Origin of the sequence: Peribacillus sp. R9-11, from assembly GCF_031345095.1 — a bacterium.
Classification (GTDB): Bacteria; Bacillota; Bacilli; order Bacillales; family DSM-1321; genus Peribacillus; species Peribacillus butanolivorans.
The window spans coordinates 3,018,396-3,041,985 of sequence record NZ_CP133763.1 but is presented as its reverse complement, the minus strand read 5'-3'; the positions used below and the strand labels follow the sequence as shown (position 1 = coordinate 3,041,985).

Sequence of the window (23,590 nt, the reverse complement as noted above, 5' to 3'; positions counted from 1 at the left end):
TAGTTAATCTCCTTAATTAGTAGTTTTTCCACCAAGTGTTAACTTCATTACGGTGTATTTTTAGAGGAAGCGGAAATAAATTTTGAAATGCGTTAGTTCCACCGTATTTTATTGGAATAACGTGATGTATCTCGGTAGATCTTTCGTCTAAACCATACAAATAAACATTTGTCCTGCGCAAATAGGTCAGATCTTTTGAACGGGAACTTGAATTTCAAAGGTAATCTCGTTTGGTTTATCTGTGATCGTAATATCAACATGCATAATTTGCAGCGCATCGCCGGTAATTTGATAACCACCTTCATCAAGATAATCAAATATTTTACTCAAGCTTTCGCTTCGGTTCCATAGTAATTCTCCGTTATATCGGATACACGCAAATAACCCAGCCGGAACGATCCGTTGGTACTGTTTTGGTATTTTTTCTTTACTTTTTGCCACAACGAAAATGACTGATGGTTCTTCAAAACGTTTAGTTCTAAGATCCGCTTCCTGGATGAGAATGCCTAGTCTGTTACTGGCCAGAATCGGTGTCTTCTCAGCAAGCATATTTTCTAGCCTTATAACACCATAACAGAGTTCCAAATTATTATTGATTTTTTCATTCAATGTAATTAACTTCCTGCGTCCTAATTCACGAAACATAACCGTTTGAAGTTCCGTTTCTCTTGCTACGTGATCCAAATATACAATTTTTTCCTGGATATTTTCCTCCAAGTCAGTTAATTCGTTCAGCTTTGAAACAAGATCTGCGTGCTTTGCTTTAAGAATGTCCAAAGACTTACTAAAATTGCGTTCATTGAAATAATCCTTTATTTCGTCCGTACTCATTCCAAGTTGTCGTAATTCTTTGATGGTTCCTAAAACCTCGTACTGGAAAATAGAATAGTAGCGGTATCCCGAATGTGAATCGATATATTGCGGCTTGAATAAGTTAATCCGATCATAATGGCGCAAAGTCTCCGTAGTCATCCCTCGTAACTTTGCCATCTCACCAATTGTTAATTTTTCTTTCAGTATAATCGCCCCCTTAAAAAAAATAATACAGGTGTTGACCTTTGTGTTACAACAACCTTTATAATCAAAATACACAATAATTTAAATCTTCTGAGTATTCTTTATAAATGTGAGGGAGCTGATTATGAAACGGAAGAAACTTGCTAGAACACTTACTTTGTCACAGGTTGTTTTTTTAGGGATTGCTTGGAATAACCCCATGGTATTTTTTAATACCTATGGAATAGCTACCGTAACCTCACATGGTGTAATTACGGGTGCGTACATTATTGCATTTCTAGCGATACTGTTTACAGCGCTCAGCTACGGAAAGATGGCAAAAGCATATCCTATCTCAGGTTCAGCTTATACATTTACTCAAAAGTCTATTAATTCTGAAGTTGGGTTTCTTGTAGGTTGGACAATTATGCTTGATTATATTATAACACCTATGGTGACGTGTTTGATGTCCACTGTCTTTTTAAGTGCAGTGTTTCCAGGGATTCCACATTATGTGTGGATTATTCTTTTAACTACTATCATAGTTGTACCAAGCATACTAGGGGTAAAGACATCAGCACCCGCAAGTAAAATTTTCGTTATTGCTCAAATCATTTTCGTTTGTTTTTTCTGGATATTAACCGTCAAAAATTTATTAGATGGAGTTGGGACAGGAACTCTTTTCTCGAGTAAACCATTATTCAATTCAGAGGTTCCCTTGTCAGTAATCTTAGCAGGCTCTTCAATTCTTTGTTTTAGTTTCCTTGGTTTTGACTCACTTACTACCTTGTCAGAGGAAACAATCAATCCTGAAAAAACCATCCCAAGAGCTATTATCATAATGTTGCTATTAATAGGGGTTTTGTATATTGGCTCTTCCTACTTAGCACAATTGGTCTATCCGGGTTTTTCATTTGAAAACACTGATTCAGCAGCCATGGAAATCGCTATACTTGTTGGAGGAAACGTATTTAAATCATTATTTATTACTGCGGTAATTATTGGTAACTTTTCTTCAGGAGTTGCTTCAATTACAAGCGCATCACGTGTGTTATATGCAATGGGCCGGGATTCAGTATTGCCTGAAAATCTATTTGGTTATATTCATCCCAAATTTAAAACACCGTCACACGGAATTATCGTGATAGGAATAATTTCTTTACTAGGCGTCGTGTTAACTCTGGAGCAAGTCATCAAGTTTATCAATTTTGGAGGGCTCATTGCTTTTACATCTGTTAATCTATCTGTCATCGCCCATTATTTTATAAAAAATCAGAAACGATCTTTTAACGATTGCATAAGGTATTTATTTTTACCGTTCATTGGCGCAGTATTTACTATGTGGTTATGGTCACATTTAGAAATAGAGGCATTGATTCTTGGAGGCATTTGGGTGATATGTGGCTTAGCATATCTTCTTTATATGACAAATTTTTTCCGCAAGCCTCTTCCTGAGTTTCATTTTGATGAGGAGATCATTCCTCAAGAGGTAGAAGATATGAATGAAAAAATTCTTTCCCAAAAGGTAGAAGACTTTTAATCCGTTTTTTACACTGAAGTAAGTATATGTAACTAAAGGAGGTGTGAATATTTTGAAAATAAGGAAAAATGAAAGCGTTACCTATTTTTAAAGCGGGATTGTTAAAGTAAGAATAACGAACAGGAGGTTTTTTCAAATTGTTGAAGCTGAAAAAGTTTATAAACGGTGAGTGGATGGATTCTTTGAGTAAACAAACGAGTAATGTTGTTAACCCCGCAAACGGCAAGATCATTGCGGAGGCTCCCAACGGAAATGCAGAAGATGCCAGGATGGCCATTGATGCGGCACGAACCGCATTTGATTCCGGGATTTGGTCGGACTTACCGGCTTCGGAACGGGCTTCCTATTTATTTAAAATAGCAGAGAAAATTGAAGAACATGCTTCTGAGCTTAGCCAACTTGAAACAGCCAATACCGGAAAACCTCTAAAAGAGGCAGAGTTTGACATTGCGGATGCAGCGGATTGTTTTCGTTATTATGCCGGCTTAGTCACTAAACCGGACGGCCAAACGTATCCTGTTTCCGGTCCTGTACAGGCCATGGTTGTTCGAGAGCCGGTAGGGGTATGTGGACTGATCGCTCCGTGGAATTTCCCTTTACTGACTGGAGCTTGGAAAATAGCCCCTGCCCTTGCTGCAGGAAATACGATTGTATTTAAAACATCCGAGGTCACTCCGATTACGACTACTAAATTATTTGAGATTATCGAAGAGGTTGGCATACCAGATGGCGTTGCAAATCTAGTTATGGGTGGTGGTGCAACAGTAGGAAATGAACTAGCGGAAAGCGATAAAGTTGATATGGTTTCGTTCACTGGCAGTACATCGACAGGCAGAAGCATCATGAAAGCAGCAGCTGGAAATATTAAAAACATTGCACTCGAATTAGGCGGCAAGTCACCTAACATCGTTTTTGCCGACGCAGACTTTGAGACGGCCGTGGATTATGCTTTATATGGAATTTTTGTAAACGCCGGCCAAATTTGTAATGCAGGATCGCGTTTGCTGCTGGAAGAGAGCATTCACGACAAGTTTATCGATAGACTGATAGAGAAAGCGAAAAAAATCCGGGTCGGCCCTGGTAATCAACCGTCTACACAAATGGGTGCCCTTGTCAGTGAAGCGCATATGAATAAGGTACTCCAATATATTCAACTTGGCATAGAAGAAGGGGCGACATTAGCCTGCGGCGGCAAGCGTATCACAAGCAATGGACTTGAAATGGGCTATTTTGTTGAGCCGACGATATTTGTTGATACCAAACCGGACATGAGAATTGTTCAGGAAGAAATATTCGGGCCAGTACTTACCGTGCAAAAATTTAAAGATGAAGCGGAAGCCATCCAACTTGCCAATGATACTCCATACGGCCTCGCAGCAGGTGTATTTTCACAAGACGGCGCGAAGGCTTTAAGAGTGACTAAGAAAATAAGAGCAGGAATTACGTGGATTAATGCTTATAATCTAGCCTACAATGAAGCACCGTGGGGAGGCTACAAACAGAGCGGAATTGGCCGTGGATTAGGAACTTTTGGTTTAGATGAGTTTAGTGAGGTAAAACAAATTAACATTAATTTAGAAGTGGAGCCAACCAAGTGGTTTGATCATTAAAAATGGATAAGTAGATATAAAAGAGTAAAAGAGTAAAAGAGTAAAAGAGTAAAAGAGAGTGAGTCACTGTACTATTACACTGTTTGAAAAATTGAAAGGGGACATTAATGATGATCTGGGATTTTAATTTCAATCTTCCTACTTCTATAGAGTTTGGGAACGGAAAAGTTAAAAATATTGGGAAAAGAGCAAAAGAGCTAGGAGGAAAAAAGGCACTTCTAATTACCGATAAAGGACTGGCGCAAACTGGAATTTTACAAAAGGTTACCGATTCGTTAGACCAAGAAGGTGTCAATTATATTGTTTTTGATGAAATTACTCCTAATCCAAAAGATGTAGATTGCCATAGAGCCTATCAACAATTTAAAGACGAGGAAATAGATCTTTTGATAGGTCTTGGCGGCGGAAGTTCGATGGATACAGCAAAAGCAATTGGTACACTTTTAACCCATGGAGGAGAGCTTAGAGATCGTTACGGTTTTAATTTACTAGAGAGAGAAATCACTCCACTTATTTGTATTCCTACTACTTCAGGTACTGGAAGTGAGGTTACAACAGGTTCTGTCATTACAGATACAGTTACAAAACAGAAAGAGGCTATACTTGACATTAGACTGGCTCCCAAACTAGCAATTTTGGATCCTGAATTAACTCTAACTCTGCCTAAATCTATTACTGCTGCTACCGGAATGGATGCACTTACACACGCTATAGAGGCTTATACCAGCAATATTGCTGAACCGATTTCAAATGCTCTCAGTCTTTATGCAATTGAATTAATTGCTAAGTACCTTCCGTTAGCTGTAGAAAATGGGAACAACTTAGAAGCAAGGAAAAATATGCTTGTAGCCAGTTTAATTGCAGGTATGGCATTTAATCACGCGGATCTTGGTGCTGTACATGCTATGGCTGAACCACTTGGAGGTCTTTATGATACTCCACATGGGGTAGCGAATTCCATCTTTCTTCCACATGTGTTTGAATTTAATATTCCTTCAAACCCTGAAAAGCATTCAATTGTAGCTGAAAAGCTTGGAGCAAATAAAGAAGGTAAAACAATAGAGGAAACTGCCTATGAAGGTGTTGTATTGTTAAAAGAGCTTGCACGTAAAATTGGCATTCCTGATTTCCGAGATTTAAATAATATCAATCCTGAAGATTTCCCATTCCTTGCTGAAGGAGCATCCGTTCATTTGTGTACACAGACTAATTCACGAAAAGTGACACCTGCAGATTATTTGGAATTATTTCAAAAGACTTATGAGGCGAAAAACACAACATTAATTTAAAAATTTAACTAGATTAATGTTGATCTAGAATTTTTGAATCGGCGGTCGGCTTAATGGGAGTTTTAATTGGGCGGCCGCCATGGTTTACAGAAAACATGCGTATGCCCACTTGCTGCGGGTACATAATTAGCTATTTATGGATATGAGATTGCTATAAAGTAAGAATAACGAACTGGAGGTTTTTCTAATTGCATAAGTTGAAAATGTTTATAAACGGTGAGTGGATGGATTCTTTAAGTAAACAGAAGAAAAATATTGTAAATCCGGCAAACGGCAAGATCATTGCAGAGGCTCCTAACGGAAATGCAGAAGATGCCCGGATGGCCATTGATGCGGCACGAACCGCATTTGATTCCGGGATTTGGTCGGACTTACCGGCTTCGGAACGGGCTTCCTATTTATTTAAAATAGCAGAGAAAATTGAAGAACATGTATCTGAGCTTAGCCAACTTGAAACAGCCAATACCGGAAAACCTCTTAAAGAGTCAGAGTTTGACATTGCTGACGCAGCGGATTGTTTTCGTTATTATGCCGGCTTAGTCACTAAACCTGACGGCCAAACGTATCCTGTTTCTGGTCCTGTACAGGCTATGGTTGTTTGAGAGCCGGTAGGGGTATGTGGACTGATCGCTCCGTGGAATTTCCCTTTACTGACGGGAGCTTGGAAAATAGCCCCTGCCCTTGCTGCAGGAAATACGGTCGTGTTTAAACCAGCCGGGATAACTCCGGTTACCACCACTAATTTGTTCGAGATTATCAAAGAAGTTGGCATACCAGATGGTGTTGCAAACCTAGTTATGGGTGGTGGGGGAACAGTAGGAAATGAACTAGCGGAAAGCGATAAAGTTGATATGGTTTCGTTTACTGGCAGCACGTCAACAGGAAGAAACGTCATGCAAAAAGCAGCTGGAAATATTAAAAACATTGCACTCGAATTAGGCGGCAAGTCACCTAACATCGTTTTTGCCGACGCAGACTTTGATACGGCCGTGGATTATGCTTTATATGGAATTTTTGTCAACGCCGGCCAAGTTTGTAATGCAGGATCGCGTTTGCTGCTTGAAGAGAGCATTCACGACAAGTTTATCGATAGACTGATAGAGAAAGCGAAAAAGATCCGGGTCGGCCCTGGTGATCAACCATCTACAGAAATGGGTGCCCTTGTCAGTGAAGCACATATGAATGAGGTACTCCAATATATTCAACATGGCATAGAAGAAGGGGCTACATTAGCCTGCGGCGGCAAGCGTATCACAAGCAATGGACTTGAAAAGGGCTATTTTGTTGAGCCGACAATATTTGTTGATACCAAACCGGACATGAGAATTGTTCAGGAAGAAATATTTGGGCCAGTACTGACTGTACAAAAGTTTAAAGATGAAGCGGAAGCCATCCAGCTTGCCAATGATACTCCATACGGCCTCGCAGCAGGTGTATTTTCCCAAGACGGTGCGAAGGCATTAAGAGTGATTAAGAAAATAAGAGCCGGAATTACATGGATTAATGCCTACAATCTAGCCTACAATGAAGCACCGTGGGGAGGCTACAAGCAGAGCGGGATTGGTCGGGGGTTAGGAACTTATGGTTTAGATGAGTTTAGTGAGGTAAAACAAATCAATATTAATTTAGAAGTGGAGCCAACCAAGTGGTTTGATCATTAAAAATGGAGAAGTAGAGATAAAAGAGAGTGAGTAATGCTTACATCAAAGAAATTTTTGACTAATAATAGAGGATGCACTTTTTTGAATTCACCAATATTTTAAAAATTGACTACACAATTCCGTTTTGCCTAGTTTTATAGGTTGGCATAAAGCTTGCATATATATTAACGAGAACGTAATACAAGTGGGAGGCAAAGTACATGTCGAATAATGAAAAACAACATCTTAATTTACCTTTTACCGGAATCTGTACTTTCGGGAAATATCCCGTATGTCCGGATCTAGACCAGCTAGATGCAGATGTAGCTGTCATTGGAGTTCCAAATGATATGGGAACACAATGGAAGTCAGGCGCAAGAATGGGTCCAAGAGGAATTCGTGAAGGCTCTACATTATATAGTTTCGGGTTAGATGGAGCCTATGATATTGAAAATGATATCATGTATCTTGGCCCGAAATGGAAAGTTGTTGATTGCGGCGATGTAGACATAGTACATGGGGATATGATGCAATCCCATGATAATACGGAAGAAGCCATTCGAAAAATCGTTTCAAAAGGTGCAATGCCGGTTGTTTTAGGTGGAGATCATTCCATTACAATTCCAGTAGGAAAGGGCTTGGGTGAACTCGGGCCATTTCATGTGATCCAGATTGATGCGCATTTAGACTGGGCAGATCACCGTTCAGGAATGCGGGTTGGACATGGAAGCTGCATCCGCCGCTTATCTGAAATGAATCATGTTCAAAAGATTTTCCAATTGGGCATTCGTGGAATCAGCAGCAGTAAAAAAGAAGATGTCGATGCTGCCAGAGAATACGGAAGTGTCATCTTGTCTCCCCGCCAAATGAGAAAGATGGGATTTGAACAGGTTTTGGAACTTATTCCAGCAGGTGAAAAATATTATATTACCATGGACATTGATGGCCTCGACCCATCGATCGCCCCTGCGACAGGCACACCTTCTCCTGGAGGCCTGCTTTATGATGAAGTCAACGAATTACTCCATGGAATTGCAAAAAGAGGAGAAGTAATCGGTTTTGATATGGTAGAAGTTGCTACTCCTTACGATCATACGGGAATAACTGGACAAGTGGCAGCGCGCCTCTCATTAGACTTGCTTAGTTATGTTTTAAAAGAAAAAGAGAGAAACCAGGATGCAATCAGCGATCATCAAGAGCAGAACTTCATAAAGAAGCATTAGTCTGTTAAATTTGAAAGCGTTTGCTGATATAAAGTGATTTTCCTCCGTTTTATCTTTTCTTAGTTTCCTGAATATGTATAAAAATAGAGGCGAAATCATAAAAAACACTTATGTAAATAATTATCTATTTAGAATATTTAGAGTATTTCAAAAAACGTATAGCTGTTGACGATTGTGGGAGAGTGCAATGTAGACAGCCACCGAAGGAGCAAGTTCCAAAAAAAAACCTTGGAACAAATCTCTCAGGTATAAGAACCACAATGGGACGCAACTCTGGAGAGCGCGTTTATAAAACGCCACCAAAGAGGAAGACTCTTTTTAGCATAGAGTTAAACTCTCAGTTAAAAGGACAGAGAAGGGAATGTTGCCAACGTTATCACTTTAAATGTTTTTGTTCTGGTTTGAATTGTACACCAAAACAAGGGAAGTTAAGTGACTAAAACTATTAAGCACATTAAAGATAACTTCGGTATTGAATTGGAGGTTTTTCTTTATGATTTCCAATAATAATGATTACGTAAACAGAGGATGCTTTTATCTAGAAAGCATCCTCTGTAGTGTATATTTGAAAGGTATAAGTAGTTTGTAAAAGTACACTATTATGAACGGTGTTTATCGACTGTAAAAAGCAATCTACTCCTATTCAATTCACAATTCACTTGGGGTACTAGGGGCATATAATTTATGAACTGTCAGAAACCTCTTCTCTATATTTAAAATTCTGAAAATAAAGTTTTTTCAGATATTAATTGAAATTTCCATTAGAACCATTTATTATACAACTGTTAATGCAATTTTATATCAGCGGATGATAATTGTGGGAGAGACTAAACGCATTGTTTAGCACCGAAGGGGCAATTCCCAAAAAAATTGGGTATCAATCTCTCAGGTAAAAGGACCACAATAGGACGCGTCTCTGGAGAGAGCCATGAGCCACCAAAGGAGTTAAACTCTCAGGTAAAAGGACAGAGGAATGATAGGAGAACACCTATCTTTCCTCTGCCCTTTTTATGCTGGGGAAAGATAGAACAAACGAAAAAAGGAGGATTGTGCTATGAAATTTATTAAAGAATGAGTCTTTCTTTTCAATTTTCCTGACTACAACTTTTACCTTAGAGAGTATCTGCAATTGGTTGAACGCAATACCTTTATCTTTTCAAAAGCTTGGTAGATTATTTCGAGGTTTGCACCAGAACCAGAATATTTATCAGCAACATATTGAGTGTATTATTATATTAAAATTGTAAGCGTTTTCTTTGTTGGATTGAATAATAATATGTCAAAATTTTATCGGAATATTATTATTCAATTATCTGGAAATTAGGGAGTGGGAAATCATATGCAGGAACAAAAGTTGGAGAGAGGCCTAAAAAACAGACATGTACAACTCATCGCTATTGGTGGGGCAATCGGAACGGGATTATTTCTTGGGGCAGGAAAATCTATTCATTTAGCAGGACCATCAATTTTATTTGCTTACTTGATAACAGGCGTCATTTGTTTTTTAATCATGCGCGCTCTTGGAGAACTACTCTTATCTAATTTGAACTATCATTCTTTTGTTGACTTTGTAAGAGACTATTTAGGTAATATGGCAGCATTTGTTACTGGCTGGACCTACTGGTTTTGCTGGATTTCAATTGCAATGGCCGACTTAACAGCAGTTGGTCTTTATACCCAGTATTGGTTTCCCTCCGTACCACAGTGGATGCCAGGTTTAATTGCGCTTGTCATTTTGCTATTTATGAATCTAGCAACCGTAAAACTTTTTGGCGAAATGGAATTCTGGTTCGCATTAATTAAAGTTATCGCTATTCTAGCACTAATTGTTATCGGTATTTTCATGATTATTAAAGGCTTTTCCACAGATTCAGGCGCAGCCAGTTTCACGAATCTATGGAGCCACGAAGGTATGTTCCCAAATGGAATAAATGGATTTATCCTCTCATTCCAGATGGTAGTGTTTGCGTTTGTTGGTATTGAACTTGTAGGACTTACAGCAGGTGAAACAGAAGATCCAGAGAAAGTTATCCCAAAAGCAATCAATAATATTCCTATTCGGATTATAATTTTCTACATTGGCGCACTTATTGTCATTATGAGTGTTTATCCGTGGAACGCAATCATCCCATCGGAAAGCCCATTCGTCCAAGTATTCGTGGCTGTTGGTATCGCTGCAGCTGCTGGTATCGTCAATTTTGTCGTCCTAACATCGGCTGCTTCGGCATGTAACAGCGCAATCTTCAGTACAAGCCGGATGATATACTCACTTGCCAAAGATAAAAATGCACCTGTGCCATTTGCAAAACTTAATGCCCGTAAAGTACCTTCCAATGCATTGGCCTTTTCAACTGTCGTCATTCTAACTTCCGTTGTGTTGAACTATTTAATGCCAGAAGGAGTATTTACGTTAATTACAAGTATTTCTACAGTATGTTTCATCTTTATTTGGGGAATTACTGTCATCAGTCATTTGAAATACCGCAAAACAAGGCCAGATCTAGCGAAAATGAACAAATTTAAATTACCACTTTATCCAGTTTCTAATTACTTGATCCTTACTTTCCTAGCGTTCGTACTTGTTGTGCTTGCACTTTCGGAAGATACTCGTGTTGCCTTGTTCGTAACCCCTGTTTGGTTTATTTCGCTGATTGCGATTTATAAGATGCAGAAAACGAAGGCAAATCATGCTGATCAGTCGAATCAGGGAGAGGTAGCGGAAAATTAAGAGGCAACGGACAAAAGTCAGTGACCTACTATTAACTTTACCAAAATAGTCAACTTGCAAAAAAACGATGATAAAAGCAGCCGTGAGTAATCTGGACGACCATAATGTGACATTCATAAAGTAAGAATTTTCAAAAAAATAATGTTAACGCTTACAAGAAAATCTTGACATTCTTATTTCCACCAATTATTCTAAATATAATAAAAATTCAATATGAGCGAATGACGGTTGTGGGAGAGTGCAATGCGACACGCCACCGAAGGAGCAAGTTCCAAAAAGACCCTTGGAACAAATCTCTCAGGTAGATGGAACCACAACTGGACGCACCTCTGGAGAGCGCGTATAAAGTAGTACGCCACCAAAGGGGAAAGGCCCTATTAATATAAAAGGGTTAAACTCTCAGGTAAAAGGACAGAGAAGGGTAGAGAAAGCTAAGCTAAGCTACCCTTCTCTGTTCTTTTTTGTGCGCAAAAAAGGGTAGTGTTTCGTAGTCACTAGCTATGCAACAAACCTTTAATACAAAAATTTTCAAGGGGGAGTACAAATGAGTTTACAGCAAAATGATTCAATCATTTTTCAAGCTATCAGAAACGAGCAAAATCGTCAGCATCAAACCTTAGAGTTGATTGCATCAGAAAACTTCGTCAGCCAAGATGTATTAGAAGCAATGGGAAGTGTAATGACGAATAAATATGCAGAAGGTTATCCAGGAAAACGTTATTATGGCGGATGTGAATTTGTCGATGTGGCAGAACAAGCAGCTATTGAGCGCTTAACAAAGCTGTTTGGTGCCAAATATGCAAATGTTCAGCCTCACTCGGGTGCACAAGCAAATTTCGCAGTATTTTTCGCACTGCTTCAGCCTGGTGATAAAGTAATGGGAATGAACCTTTCACATGGCGGCCACTTAACTCATGGAAGTCCAGTCAGTGTTTCAGGAAAATGGTTTGAAGTTGTGTCTTATGGAGTTAGAGAAGATACCCAATTAATTGATTATGATGAGTTGGAAGCTATCGCAAAGAAAGAAAAACCAAAATTGATTATTGCAGGGACAAGTGCCTACCCAAGAACCATTAATTTTGCACGATTTAGAGAAATTGCTGATCAAGTTGGAGCAAAACTTATGGTGGATATGGCTCATATAGCAGGGCTGGTAGCGGCCGGTCTTCACCCATCCCCAATCCAATATGCAGATGTTGTGACAAGTACTACTCATAAAACATTGAGAGGTCCTCGCGGGGGGATCATTTTAACAAACGATGAAGAGATTATCAAATCGATTAATAAATCTGTGTTCCCAGGAATTCAGGGCGGCCCTCTCATGCACATTATTGCAGCAAAAGCGGTCGCTTTCAACGAAGCATTACAACCAAGCTTTAAGGACTATGCGAAACAAGTCATTGAAAATGCTGCAACGCTTAGTGAAACATTAAAAAATGAAGGTGCAGCTCTTGTTTCTGGTGGTACAGATAATCATATTGTCCTTTTAGATTTACGTCCGTGGAATTTAACAGGAAAAGAAGCAGAGAGATTATTAGAAGAAGCAGGCATCACCGCTAATAAAAATACGATTCCATATGATCCAGAAAAGCCATTTGTTACGAGTGGTATCCGAATGGGAACAGCAGCTTTAACAACTCGAGGCATGAAGCAGGATGAAATGGTGAAAATCGGTGAAGTGATTTCAGCTGTTTTAAAGAGTAAAGGAGATAAAGACGTTCTTAAGAAAGCAAAAGAAACAACCAAAGGAATTTGTGATATTTATCCGTTATTTCAACAACCAATTACTGTGTAAGAAAAAAAGGGGGGGACTCAATGGATTTTCAAAGTTGTTTTGACATAATAGGTCCAATCATGGTAGGACCGTCAAGTTCCCACACAGCCGGAGTCGTGTCAATCGGTAAATTCATCCATGAACTGTTAGGAGATTATCCAAAAGAAGTCAAAATTGTATTCTATGATTCATTTGCTGAAACCTATCAAGGACATGGAACAGATAAAGCACTGCTTGGCGGATTACTTGGGATGGATACCGATGATTCACGCATTAAAAACTCGTTGGAATGGGCAAAAGAGAATGGAATGCAGTACGAAATTGAATTTGAAAGCTGCTGCGAGTATTTTGACCATCCTAACACAACAATCGTGACAGCAAAACGCGGCGATTGTGTAGTAAAGGTAGGCGGAGCATCACTTGGTGGTGGTTTATCCAAGATTTTCATGATAGACGACGATATGGTAGCGATTCGTCTCAGTGCAGGTGATGACTTTTCAGCCCTTGCTAGTTCTTATCATCCAAGAAAGAAAGTAATGGACAAGGCTATATGATGGAAATCCAGACCATGAAAGAACTAAATGAAGCTTGCCAAAGAGAAGAAAAAAGCATTGGCGAAATCATGCTAATGATGGAAGCAGAAAAGTCTGGAAGAGACCAACAAGCTATTATCAGTATGATGGAAGAACGATTGATTAAAATGAAGGAAGCCGTTGATAATGGTATAAAGGATGCCACAACCGCACCGAGTGGAATTTCTGGCGGAGATGCTTTGAAAATGAATGATTACGTTCAACAAGGTAAATCTTTGTCAGGCAGCTATATAAGCAACGCAATGAGCTTTTCATTGGCAACTTCTGAAAGTAACGCCCGAATGGGGGTCATTGTAGCTACCCCAACTGCGGGTGCAGCAGGGATTCTGCCTGGGGTACTGTTTTCGCTTCATAAAAATGATGGCACGCCTTATAAAGATTTAGTTATGGGGTTATTCACGGCAAGTATGCTCGGGCTTATCATTGCGAACCGTTCTTTCATTTCGGGGGCTGCTGGAGGCTGTCAAGCAGAGGTGGGCTCCGCAACGGCCATGGCAGCGGGGACAATCGTTGAGTTAAAAGGCGGAACACCACTGCAAGCCGTGAATGCGACAGCCATTGCGATGAAGTCACTTTTAGGATTGGTTTGTGATCCAGTCGCAGGACTTGTGGAAGTTCCTTGCATCAAGCGGAATGTGATTGGAACCTCAATTGCATTTTCAGCGGCCGACATGTCTCTAGCTGGGATTGAAAGCCGCATACCTTGTGATGAGGTAATTGAAGCCATGTATAAGGTTGGAAATGATATGCCAAGGACCCTTCGAGAAACGGCTCTTGGTGGCTTGGCAATGACAGAAACCGGTAAACGGGTGAAAGAACGTCTTTTTTGTAGGAAATCATGAATCATAATCGGGGGTAGATCATGGGTACTGAAACAGCATTAAAGCAAACACCGCTTTTTGAAGTATATAAAAAATACGGAGCAAAAGTTATTGATTTTGGTGGCTGGGCTCTGCCAGTTCAGTTTTCCAGCATTTTAGAAGAGCATGAAGCTGTTCGAACAGAAGCAGGACTTTTTGATGTTTCTCATATGGGAGAAGTACTTGTGGAAGGGAAAGATGCCGAGAGTTATATTAACTACCTTGTTACAAATGATGTAACAAAGCTTAGCATCAATCAAGCACAGTATACCGCAATGTGCTATCCAGACGGCGGAACGGTCGATGATTTATTAGTTTATAAATTAGGGAATGAAAAATATTTACTCGTTATTAATGCCGCAAACATTGAGAAAGATTACGAATGGATGAAACAGCATGTAAAAGGAGAGATGGCGCTCCAAAATATTTCGGAAGACATCGCCCAGCTTGCCATCCAAGGTCCAAAGGCAGAAAGCATTTTGCAAAAGTTAACGGAAATAGATTTATCAGAAATTGGCTCTTTTAAATTCGCCCAACATGTCAACATCTCCGGGATTACCGACATACTTGTATCCCGTACAGGTTACACAGGAGAAAATGGGTATGAACTTTATTTAGCAGCAGACAAAGCGGTAATACTCTGGGAAAAGCTCTTAGAAGCAGGAACCACGAATGGATTACAACCATGTGGACTTGGTGCACGGGACACGCTTCGACTTGAAGCACGTCTTGCACTCTATGGCCAAGAACTCAGTAACGATATCAGCCCGCTTGAAGCAGGAATCGGCTTTGTCGTAAAGACGAATAAAGAAAGTGACTTTATCGGAAAATCTGCTCTTACAGAACAAAAAGAAGCTGGATTAAAACGAAAATTAGTAGGCATTGAAGTAACAGGCAGAGGGATTCCGCGTCATGGTTACAAGGTAATTTCTCAAGGTGGAGAGGAAATAGGTATTGTTACATCCGGAACACAATCACCATCTTTGAAGAAAAGCTTAGGTCTTGCCTTAGTATCAGCCGACCAAGCTGAAGTGGGGACGCCGATAAAAGTGGAAATTCGTAATAAACTGATTGAAGCTGTTATTGTTAATGCACCATTCTACAAAAGATAAGTGGAAATATTTTAATAGAGTTATCGTGTAATTTTCTTAAGTCTATTTCGGTTACCTTGCACGTAGACCGAAATAGACAACCTGTTATGAGTAAAATCGGTCTTTTATTTTCTGAATTATGACAAAAATTAAAAAACGGAGAGGGAGAAAAAACAATGACAAAAGTAATATCAAGTTTACGATATAGCAAAGAACATGAGTGGGTGCAACAATTAGAAGGAAATCGTGTACGTATTGGAATCTCTGATTATGCACAAAAGGCGTTAGGTGATATCGTCTTTGTTGAAAATCCAGCGATTGATGATGAAGTAACTGTCAATGAATCGATGGGAACGATCGAGTCAGTTAAAGCAGTTTCCGAACTTTATTCACCTGTTTCAGGTACGGTAGTTACCGTAAACGAAGAGTTAGAAGGCGCTCCAGAGACGATTAACGAGCATCCATTTGAAGCAGGGTGGTTAGTCGAAGTAGAAATGTCCAATCCAGAAGAATTAGATTCACTTCTAAACGAAGATGAATATCAAGCATTTACTAATGAAGGAGAGGAATAATATGACAGCCACTTATAGATACCTCCCTGATACGAAACAGGACCAAGAGGAAATGCTCAAATTTCTAAATATTTCTTCTATAGATGAGTTATTTGAAGATATTCCAGCTGAAATTAGCCTGCAGGATGAGCTAAACATTCCAGAGGCGGTTCCTGAACCGCTTCTTTTGAAAAAAATGAATCAGCTTGCTACAAAAAACAAAAATGCAAATCATTACCCAACTTTTCTAGGTGCAGGTACCTATGATCACTATATTCCAAGTGTGGTAAATCATATGATTTCACGTTCCGAATTTTACACAGCTTATACACCCTACCAACCGGAAATCAGTCAAGGTGAATTACAAGCGATTTTTGAATTTCAAACGATGGTTTGTGAGTTGACAGGAATGGATGTGGCTAACTCTTCCATGTACGATGGTTTTACATCGCTTGCAGAGGCTGCATCACTTGCCGTTGCATCTACAAGACGTTCAAAAGTACTTGTATCCAAAGCGGTACATCCTGAATCCCGTGCTATTTTACATACAGTAGCTGGAGGTCCGGGATACACAGCTGAGGAAGTAAATCTTGCTGATGAGGTTACAGATTTAGGGAAGCTGCAAGAACAAATCGATAAGGACACTGCTGCCGTAATTGTTCAATATCCAAATTTCTTCGGTTCCATTGAGGATTTAAAAGCAATTAAGAAAATTGCGGAAGAAAAAGGTGCCCTTTTAATCGTAAGCGCCAATCCTCTTGCACTAGCACTCTTGCAGGCTCCTGGGAAACTTGGGGCAGATATTGTGATCGGTGATATGCAGCCATTAGGAATCCCAATGTCCTTTGGCGGTCCACACTGCGGCTATTTTGCGGTAAGTAAGAAACTCATGCGCAAAATCCCAGGACGTATTGTAGGGCAAACAGCAGATGAAAAAGGACAACGTGGGTTTGTGTTAACACTGCAAGCGCGTGAACAGCATATTCGCCGTGATAAAGCCTCATCCAATATTTGTTCCAACCAGGCATTAAATGCTCTTGCCTCCTCTATTTGTATGACATCACTTGGAAAGCAAGGGATTCGTCAAATGGCACAGCTAAACATTGAGAAAGCTGATTACATGGCGAAAACTTTAGAACAGAAGGGCTTTACCATAATCAATGAAGCACCATTCTTCAATGAGTTTGTTGTCGGGCTTCCTCGACCGGTAAAGGAAGTCAATGAAAAACTTCTTAAGGCCGGTATTATCGGTGGATTTGATTTAAAAAGTGATTACGGCTTTGAAAATCAAATGCTGCTAGCTGTAACTGAGCAGCGAACAAAAGAAGAAATTGATCAATTTATTGATGTTTTGGAGGCGATTGTAAATGGTTGAATATAATGAGTTAATTTTTGAGATAAGTCGACCAGGACGTGTGGGCTCAAGTCTTCCGGAAAGTGACGTTGACTGTGTTGATATAAATGACAAATTTCCAAAGCATTTAATTCGTGATGAACCGGCAGAACTCCCGGAAGTATCAGAGTTGCAACTTGTCCGCCATTATACAGCGCTTTCTAATAAAAACCATGGGATCGATAATGGGTTCTATCCGCTGGGTTCTTGTACGATGAAATACAATCCGAAAATAAATGAAGATGTGGCACGTTTGGAAGGATTTAGCCGCATTCATCCATATCAGCCGGTTGAAACTGTACAGGGTGCACTAGAGGTTTTATATGAATTACAAGAAGAGCTAGCTGTCATCACAGGAATGGATGCTGTAACTTTACAGCCATCTGCAGGGGCTCAAGGGGAATGGACAGGTTTAATGATGGCTAAGGCGTACCATGCTCAAAAAGGTGAAACCAGAACGAAAGTACTTGTTCCAGACTCCGCGCACGGTACAAATCCTGCAAGTGCAAGTGTTGCTGGTTTTCAAACGATCACGATCCCATCCGATAAAAATGGATTAGTTAACCTAGAAGAATTAAAGAAACATGTAGGCCCTGATACTGCTGCGCTAATGTTGACTAATCCAAATACCCTTGGACTTTTTGAAAAAGAAATTGTGGAAATCGCTCAGGTTGTTCATGAAGCTGGCGGCTTATTATACTATGATGGAGCGAATGCCAATGCCATTTTAGGTAAAACAACACCAGGTCAAATGGGCTTTGACATCGTGCACTTAAATCTTCACAAAACATTTACGACGCCTCATGGCGGTGGCGGTCCAGGGGCAGGTCCTGTCGGTGTGAAAGAGAAACTTATTCCTTTCTTGCCAGTTCCGCGAATAGAAAAATCCGGGGATAAATATGTGCTGAACTCTGATCATTCGCACTCTATAGGACGGGTAAAAGGGTATTATGGAAACTTCGGAATTCTCTTGCGGGCGTATACTTATATTCGCACGATGGGGCCTGAAGGGCTGCGCCAAGTATCTGAAAGTGCCGTACTTCATGCTAATTACCTTCGCAAAAGATTAGCGCCATATTTTGAAGCGCCATTTTCACAAATTTGTAAGCATGAATTTGTCCTATCCGGTTCTAGGCAGAAAAAGCTGGGTGTAAGAACGCTTGATATGGCAAAACGTCTGCTAGATTTCGGCTACCATCCGCCGACCATCTATTTCCCGTTAAATGTTGAGGAATGTTTGATGATTGAACCGACAGAAACAGAGTCGAAGGAAACACTCGATGCTTTTGCGGATGTAATGATTCAAATTGCCAAAGAAGTGGAAGAAAACCCAGGGGTTGTTTTAGACGCACCACATACTACGGTCATAGGGCGATTGGATGAGGTCCAAGCAGCTAGACAACCAATTTTGCGTTATTCCAAAGAGGAAGTAGTAGAGGAAGAAACGGTAAAGTCATAAATAAATGCTTGAACATGAACCACCAGGGATGAAAATAAAGAGAAAAAGGAAAGTCTCATTATTTTATTCATGGTGGTTTGATTAAGCGCGTGTAAAAAGGATGACAAAAAGAGCCAAGAAGTGCAAGGAGAAATAGTCTTGAGAACCAAAAAGTCAGAGCAACGGAGAAACTCAATCGGTCTTTTTATAGGACTATTGAATAACCTCTTTAAAGCTAAAATTACATCTGCTCATAGGAGTGAGAAATAAAATGTCCATCAGTAATCTTCGTAAACCAGAATGGCTTAAAATTAAATTAAATACGAATGAACAATATACGGGCTTAAAGAAAATGATGCGTGAAAAAAAGCTTCATACTGTTTGTGAAGAAGCAAGATGTCCTAACATTCATGAATGCTGGGCGGTCAGAAAAACGGCAACTTTCATGATTTTAGGAAGTGTATGTACGCGAGCTTGCAGGTTCTGTGCAGTTCAAACTGGGCTACCTTCAGAGCTTGATTGGGAAGAGCCTGAACGTGTCGCAGAATCAGTAGAGCAAATGGGCTTAAAGCATGTCGTGATTACCGCTGTTGCTCGTGATGATTTAAAAGACGGTGGAGCAAAGGTATTTGCAGAAACTGTAAGGGCTGTGAGGCGGCGAAATCCATTCTGCAGCATTGAAGTTCTCCCCTCCGATTTGAATGGAGAATATGACAACTTAAAAACATTAATGGATACAAGGCCAGACATTTTGAATCATAACATTGAAACAGTAAAACGATTATCTCCACAAGTTCGTGCTCGTGCAACATACGAACGTTCACTAGAGTTTTTAAAGCGGGCAAAGCTAATGAATGCCACTATCCCGACGAAATCAAGCATTATGATTGGTCTAGGAGAAACAAAAGAAGAAATTATGGAGACGATGGATGACCTTCGTGCTAACAATGTGGAGATTATGACTATTGGCCAATATTTACAGCCTACTAAACGACATTTGAAGGTCCAAAAATATTGGAGTCCAGAAGAGTTTGAAGAACTGAAAAACATTGCCTTGTCAAAAGGGTTTAGTCATTGCGAAGCCGGTCCGCTTGTTCGCTCCTCCTATCATGCAGATGAACAAGTCCGTGCAGCAAAGGCTAATGCGTAATCATTTTTAAATAAACCTAGTAAGAAAGGGGAGAATTAGATGGTAGTCAAAATCACATTGGCAGCCATAATTAAGCTGAAGGAAATGGCTCGTAAGGATGCACAAATTCCTCGTATTGATGCCGATATTGCCGGCGGCTGCGGGGTGTCGGTGAAGTTCTCCCTCGTATTGGACGAGCCCCGCAGAAACGATACAATTATTGAATATGAGGGAGTTCAGCTTAGATTAGATCTTTTTACTAAACGCTATTTAGATGAGGAGACACAAATTGATTATTTAGAAGATCGTGGCTTTATTGTCGGTGATAGCTTTGCATCCAGTGCATGTGCCATTGAAATAGATTAATAGAATCGTTACAGCTTACCTATTATATAGAAGATCGTGTTTAGAAAGGTTTTTTTCTTACAATATTCAAATATCCAAGTTTATGAAAACAAAAGGGGGAAGTATTAGATGAATCAAGAATATGACATTGTTATCATCGGAGGCGGCACCGGTGGATATGTTGCGGCCATTCGTGCATCTCAATTAGGATTAAAAACAGCGGTAGTTGAACGAGGTAAACTTGGTGGAACATGCCTTCATGCAGGTTGTATTCCAAGTAAAGCCTTATTAAGAAGTGCAGAAGTATATTCAAATGCAAAGAATGCAGATAAATTCGGTGTTATTGCCCCGGAAGTAGGACTGGATTTCTCAAAAGTACAGGCCAGGAAAGAAGAAATTACAGAACGTTTATATAAAGGTGTACAACATTTAATGAAAAAAGGAAAAATAGATGTGTACGAGGGTAAAGGAAGTATTTTACAGTCAAAAGATGTTTTGGTGAAATTGAATAATGAAGAAAGGGAAATGATATTAACCCCCAGAAATATTTTAATAGCAACAGGGTCTCGTCCGAGAACACTTCCCGGTTTAGAAGCGGATAGCGAATATGTGATGACATCGGATGAAGCACTGCAAATGAAAGAGCTCCCAAATTCCATCATTATTGTCGGCGGCGGTGTTATTGGAATTGAATGGGCATCGATGCTTATTGACTTTGGATTAGAAGTGACTGTGATAGAGTATGCCGAGCGCATTTTACCGACGGAAGATAAAGATATTTCAAAGGAAGTACAGCGATTAATGAAGAAAAAAGGTGTGAAAATTGTAACAGGGGCAAAGGTTCTTCCAGAATCGTTAGAAAAAGGGGATGGAGTCTCTATTAAGGCGGAATATAAGGGGAAAGAAACGACATTTACAGCAGAAAAATTATTAGTATCCGTCGGAAGATTACCTAACGTAGAAGGCATTCATCTTGAAAATACGAAAGTTGAAGTCGAACGTTTTATTCAAACAAATGAGTATTATCAAACGAATGAGCCAAACATTTATGCAATTGGAGATGTGATTGGCGGATTGCAGCTTGCTCATGTTGCTTCACATGAAGGAATTATCGCGATCGAACATATGACAGGAGAAAACCCTGTGCCTCTTGATCCAACACTTGTTTCAAAATGCGTATATAGCAGTCCAGAGGTAGCGAGTGTCGGTCTAACAGAAGAAGAAGCAATGCAGAAAGGATATCAAGTAAAAACAGGCAAATTCTCATTCCGTGCGATTGGAAAGGCTCTTGTTTTTGGTGAATCAGATGGTTTTGTCAAACTTGTTGTTGAAGAAGAATCTAATAAGATATTAGGAGCGCATATGGTTGGGCCACATGTAACCGATATGATCACAGAGGTTGGTCTTGCACAGGTATTAAATGCAACTGCAATGGATATCGCTCATACAATACACCCGCACCCTACATTAGCGGAAGCTATTGGGGAAGCAGCCCTGGCTGTGTATGGTAAAGAAATACATGCCTAGATAAAAATTCTAGTGAAAACTGAAAATATGTGTTGTGATTGCAAAATTCTTTGTAATTCTTTCGCCCATCCTCACCGTATTTCAAGAATGATAGGATTCGTTATTGCAGTTACAGGGATTGTTCAATCATCGATAGTAGTATATTCAGTTTTGAATCCGCAGCTTTTTAGTGCTTTAATTACAATTCAATAGGATGGTGAAAGAACCTTGATTAAAGAAGTGAATGTTAACCGGGCTAAATTATTAATATCTTGCCCAGAGAAGCCAGGTATTATCTCGGTTGTATCTAATCTGTTATTAGAAAACAAAGCAAATGTTGTTCATTTTGATCAACATACGACGGATCCACAAACAGGTATGTTTTTTATGAGGATCGAATTTGATTTAAATGATTTTGATGTTTCCTATGAAAAACTTGAGGAAGACTTACATATGCTGGCTCAGGCTTATTCAATGGATTGGAGCTTAAGCGGTAATAAGAAACGAAAACGAATGGCCATTTTTGTATCTAAAATGGATCACTGTCTAATGGAGCTTATATGGCGTTGGAAATCGAATGAACTTCTAGTGGAAATTCCAATGGTAATCAGTAATCATCCTGATTTAAAAGAAGTAGTAGAGAGTTATGGTATCCCTTATTATCATATCCCTATAACTCATGAAACAAAACAACAAGCTGAACAGAAAGCTCTAGAACTACTGAAAGGGAAAGTAGACTCTATTGCCTTGGCCAGATATATGCAAATCCTTTCCCCTAAATTTATTTCCGAGTTTCCCAATCAAATTATTAATATTCATCATTCTTTCTTACCGGCATTTGTCGGAGCAAACCCTTATGCCAGGGCCTATAACCGAGGTGTTAAGTTAATTGGAGCAACTGCCCATTATGTTACGAATGATCTTGATGAAGGACCCATTATTCAGCAAGATGTAAAGCGGGTTAATCATAGACATACAATAGAAGAATTAAAGGTTGCCGGAAGTCATGTTGAAAGACAAGTTTTTGCCGAAGCTGTTTCCTGGCATATTGAAGATAAAGTTATTGTTCATGGTAATAAAACAATCGTGTTTGATTAAGTTCATATTAACACGTTGCAAAGATAGGAGATAGACAAAAATTTTAAAGATAATTGAGTAACTTATTTAATTTTTTCAATATTTCAAAAATAAACATTTTTCTGATACTATTAGAACAGACAGAATACTAGACTTGGAAGTATTTTGTTCTATCACAAATGCGATGCCAGTACTAGTTTGTGCCTCCCATGACTAGCTATTCCCTATATCAATACCAACATGTCCACCTCTTTTTAAGTATTAAAGAATACTATATGTCTGGCATTACTCCCCTAGGAGATACCGGTTTTTCAGTAGTTCATCTCTTGGCGATGAACCACGCTTTGGATTACGTGAAAAAACTTATTGGGCAGGGAGCATTCCTGTAGAACGCTAGATTTTAACTTCGAAAAAGAGCCCATCAGTGCGATAAGTATACATAATCACAACACGCATCATAAGGTGGAAGCTCTACTATGAAGTATAAAATGCAAAAAAAATAAAATCAGCTATTGAACAAATTTCGGATCGTCATCTCGTTGTCGGTGTGAATATTTCACAACTATTAAAAGTGTCACGAGCTGTAAATTTTCGTGGAATCGTCGTTGGTGATTCTCTTACTTTTGAAAATAGCCAAAGGGTATTCACTAGATTACTAGAATAGATTAAAAAACTACAAGATTCAAACAACTTATAATTAATTTCAGGGGTTATGAAATCCTGCGAGTAAGTGAGCTTTCGAGAGATATAGCTATCATACTAAGGGAGTTTGAAAAAGGATGTTGAAGGATTTTTTTGAAGACTTGG

At 39.5% G+C, this 23,590-nt stretch carries 18 protein-coding genes, 1 pseudogene and 3 riboswitches; of the genes and pseudogenes, 17 read left to right on the top strand and 2 right to left on the bottom strand.

Annotation, left to right across the window (positions count from 1 at the left end; all coding sequences use genetic code 11):
• Positions 1-16: 16 nt before the first annotated feature.
• Both RE409_RS14770 and RE409_RS14765 read right to left on the bottom strand, forming a co-directional pair.
• Positions 17-160, bottom strand: coding sequence for an HNH endonuclease signature motif containing protein (locus tag RE409_RS14770; protein ID WP_309557741.1), 144 nt, complete (start codon positions 158-160; stop codon positions 17-19).
• A gap of 26 nt (positions 161-186) precedes the next feature.
• Positions 187-990: a MerR family transcriptional regulator gene (locus RE409_RS14765; RefSeq protein ID WP_309557740.1), complete on the bottom strand. Its 804-nt coding sequence runs from the start codon at positions 988-990 to the stop codon at positions 187-189.
• 151 nt (positions 991-1,141) lie between these two features.
• Between RE409_RS14765 and RE409_RS14760 the strand changes: the two genes are divergently transcribed.
• From RE409_RS14760 to purU, 17 genes and pseudogenes are all read left to right on the top strand, one after another.
• Positions 1,142-2,536 (top strand): APC family permease, encoded by a 1,395-nt coding sequence (locus RE409_RS14760; protein ID WP_309557739.1) that lies wholly within the window; start codon positions 1,142-1,144, stop codon positions 2,534-2,536.
• Positions 2,537-2,673: 137 nt separating this feature from the next.
• Positions 2,674-4,146: an aldehyde dehydrogenase family protein gene (locus RE409_RS14755; protein WP_309557738.1), complete on the top strand. Its 1,473-nt coding sequence runs from the start codon at positions 2,674-2,676 to the stop codon at positions 4,144-4,146.
• A gap of 107 nt (positions 4,147-4,253) precedes the next feature.
• Positions 4,254-5,435, top strand: a complete 1,182-nt coding sequence (locus tag RE409_RS14750) for an iron-containing alcohol dehydrogenase (RefSeq protein ID WP_309557737.1) — start codon at positions 4,254-4,256, stop codon at positions 5,433-5,435.
• 188 nt (positions 5,436-5,623) lie between these two features.
• Positions 5,624-7,096: pseudogene (locus RE409_RS14745) on the top strand (aldehyde dehydrogenase family protein).
• Positions 7,097-7,296: 200 nt separating this feature from the next.
• Positions 7,297-8,298 (top strand): agmatinase, encoded by a 1,002-nt coding sequence (speB, locus tag RE409_RS14740; RefSeq protein ID WP_053346235.1) that lies wholly within the window; start codon positions 7,297-7,299, stop codon positions 8,296-8,298.
• 165 nt (positions 8,299-8,463) lie between these two features.
• Positions 8,464-8,566, top strand: a riboswitch (glycine riboswitch).
• A 540-nt stretch (positions 8,567-9,106) separates the two neighbouring features.
• A riboswitch (glycine riboswitch) is annotated at positions 9,107-9,209 on the top strand.
• 428 nt (positions 9,210-9,637) lie between these two features.
• Complete coding sequence (locus RE409_RS14735) at positions 9,638-11,026, top strand: amino acid permease (protein WP_309557736.1); 1,389 nt, start codon at positions 9,638-9,640, stop codon at positions 11,024-11,026.
• Positions 11,027-11,345: 319 nt separating this feature from the next.
• A riboswitch (glycine riboswitch) is annotated at positions 11,346-11,451 on the top strand.
• A gap of 119 nt (positions 11,452-11,570) precedes the next feature.
• Complete coding sequence (gene glyA / locus RE409_RS14730) at positions 11,571-12,821, top strand: serine hydroxymethyltransferase (protein WP_309557735.1); 1,251 nt, start codon at positions 11,571-11,573, stop codon at positions 12,819-12,821.
• 20 nt (positions 12,822-12,841) lie between these two features.
• Positions 12,842-13,354, top strand: a complete 513-nt coding sequence (locus tag RE409_RS14725) for a serine dehydratase beta chain (RefSeq protein ID WP_098177583.1) — start codon at positions 12,842-12,844, stop codon at positions 13,352-13,354.
• Entirely contained in the window at positions 13,354-14,235 is an 882-nt protein-coding gene (gene sdaAA / locus RE409_RS14720) for an L-serine ammonia-lyase, iron-sulfur-dependent, subunit alpha (protein ID WP_116822184.1), read from the top strand. Before RE409_RS14725 ends, sdaAA begins: the two co-directional genes overlap by 1 nt.
• Positions 14,236-14,255: 20 nt before the next feature.
• Entirely contained in the window at positions 14,256-15,365 is a 1,110-nt protein-coding gene (gene gcvT, locus RE409_RS14715; RefSeq protein WP_309557734.1) for a glycine cleavage system aminomethyltransferase GcvT, read from the top strand.
• 155 nt (positions 15,366-15,520) lie between these two features.
• Positions 15,521-15,916, top strand: coding sequence for a glycine cleavage system protein GcvH (gene gcvH, locus RE409_RS14710; protein WP_230162746.1), 396 nt, complete (start codon positions 15,521-15,523; stop codon positions 15,914-15,916).
• A 1-nt stretch (position 15,917) separates the two neighbouring features.
• A complete protein-coding gene (gcvPA, locus tag RE409_RS14705; protein ID WP_056523955.1) occupies positions 15,918-17,270 on the top strand; it encodes an aminomethyl-transferring glycine dehydrogenase subunit GcvPA in 1,353 nt (450 codons plus the stop codon).
• Positions 17,263-18,747: an aminomethyl-transferring glycine dehydrogenase subunit GcvPB gene (gcvPB, locus tag RE409_RS14700; RefSeq protein WP_309557733.1), complete on the top strand. Its 1,485-nt coding sequence runs from the start codon at positions 17,263-17,265 to the stop codon at positions 18,745-18,747. The genes gcvPA and gcvPB overlap by 8 nt, the downstream gene beginning before the upstream one ends.
• Positions 18,748-18,997: 250 nt before the next feature.
• The gene (gene lipA, locus RE409_RS14695; protein ID WP_201224353.1) at positions 18,998-19,876 is read left to right on the top strand and encodes a lipoyl synthase; all 879 of its coding nucleotides are present in this window, start codon (positions 18,998-19,000) and stop codon (positions 19,874-19,876) included.
• A 39-nt stretch (positions 19,877-19,915) separates the two neighbouring features.
• Complete coding sequence (locus tag RE409_RS14690; RefSeq protein WP_309557732.1) at positions 19,916-20,221, top strand: iron-sulfur cluster biosynthesis family protein; 306 nt, start codon at positions 19,916-19,918, stop codon at positions 20,219-20,221.
• Between the two features lie 108 nt (positions 20,222-20,329).
• Positions 20,330-21,727: a dihydrolipoyl dehydrogenase gene (gene lpdA, locus RE409_RS14685; protein ID WP_309557731.1), complete on the top strand. Its 1,398-nt coding sequence runs from the start codon at positions 20,330-20,332 to the stop codon at positions 21,725-21,727.
• Positions 21,728-21,934: 207 nt separating this feature from the next.
• Positions 21,935-22,804, top strand: a complete 870-nt coding sequence (purU, locus tag RE409_RS14680; RefSeq protein WP_201184916.1) for a formyltetrahydrofolate deformylase — start codon at positions 21,935-21,937, stop codon at positions 22,802-22,804.
• The last annotated feature ends 786 nt before the right edge of the window (positions 22,805-23,590 follow it).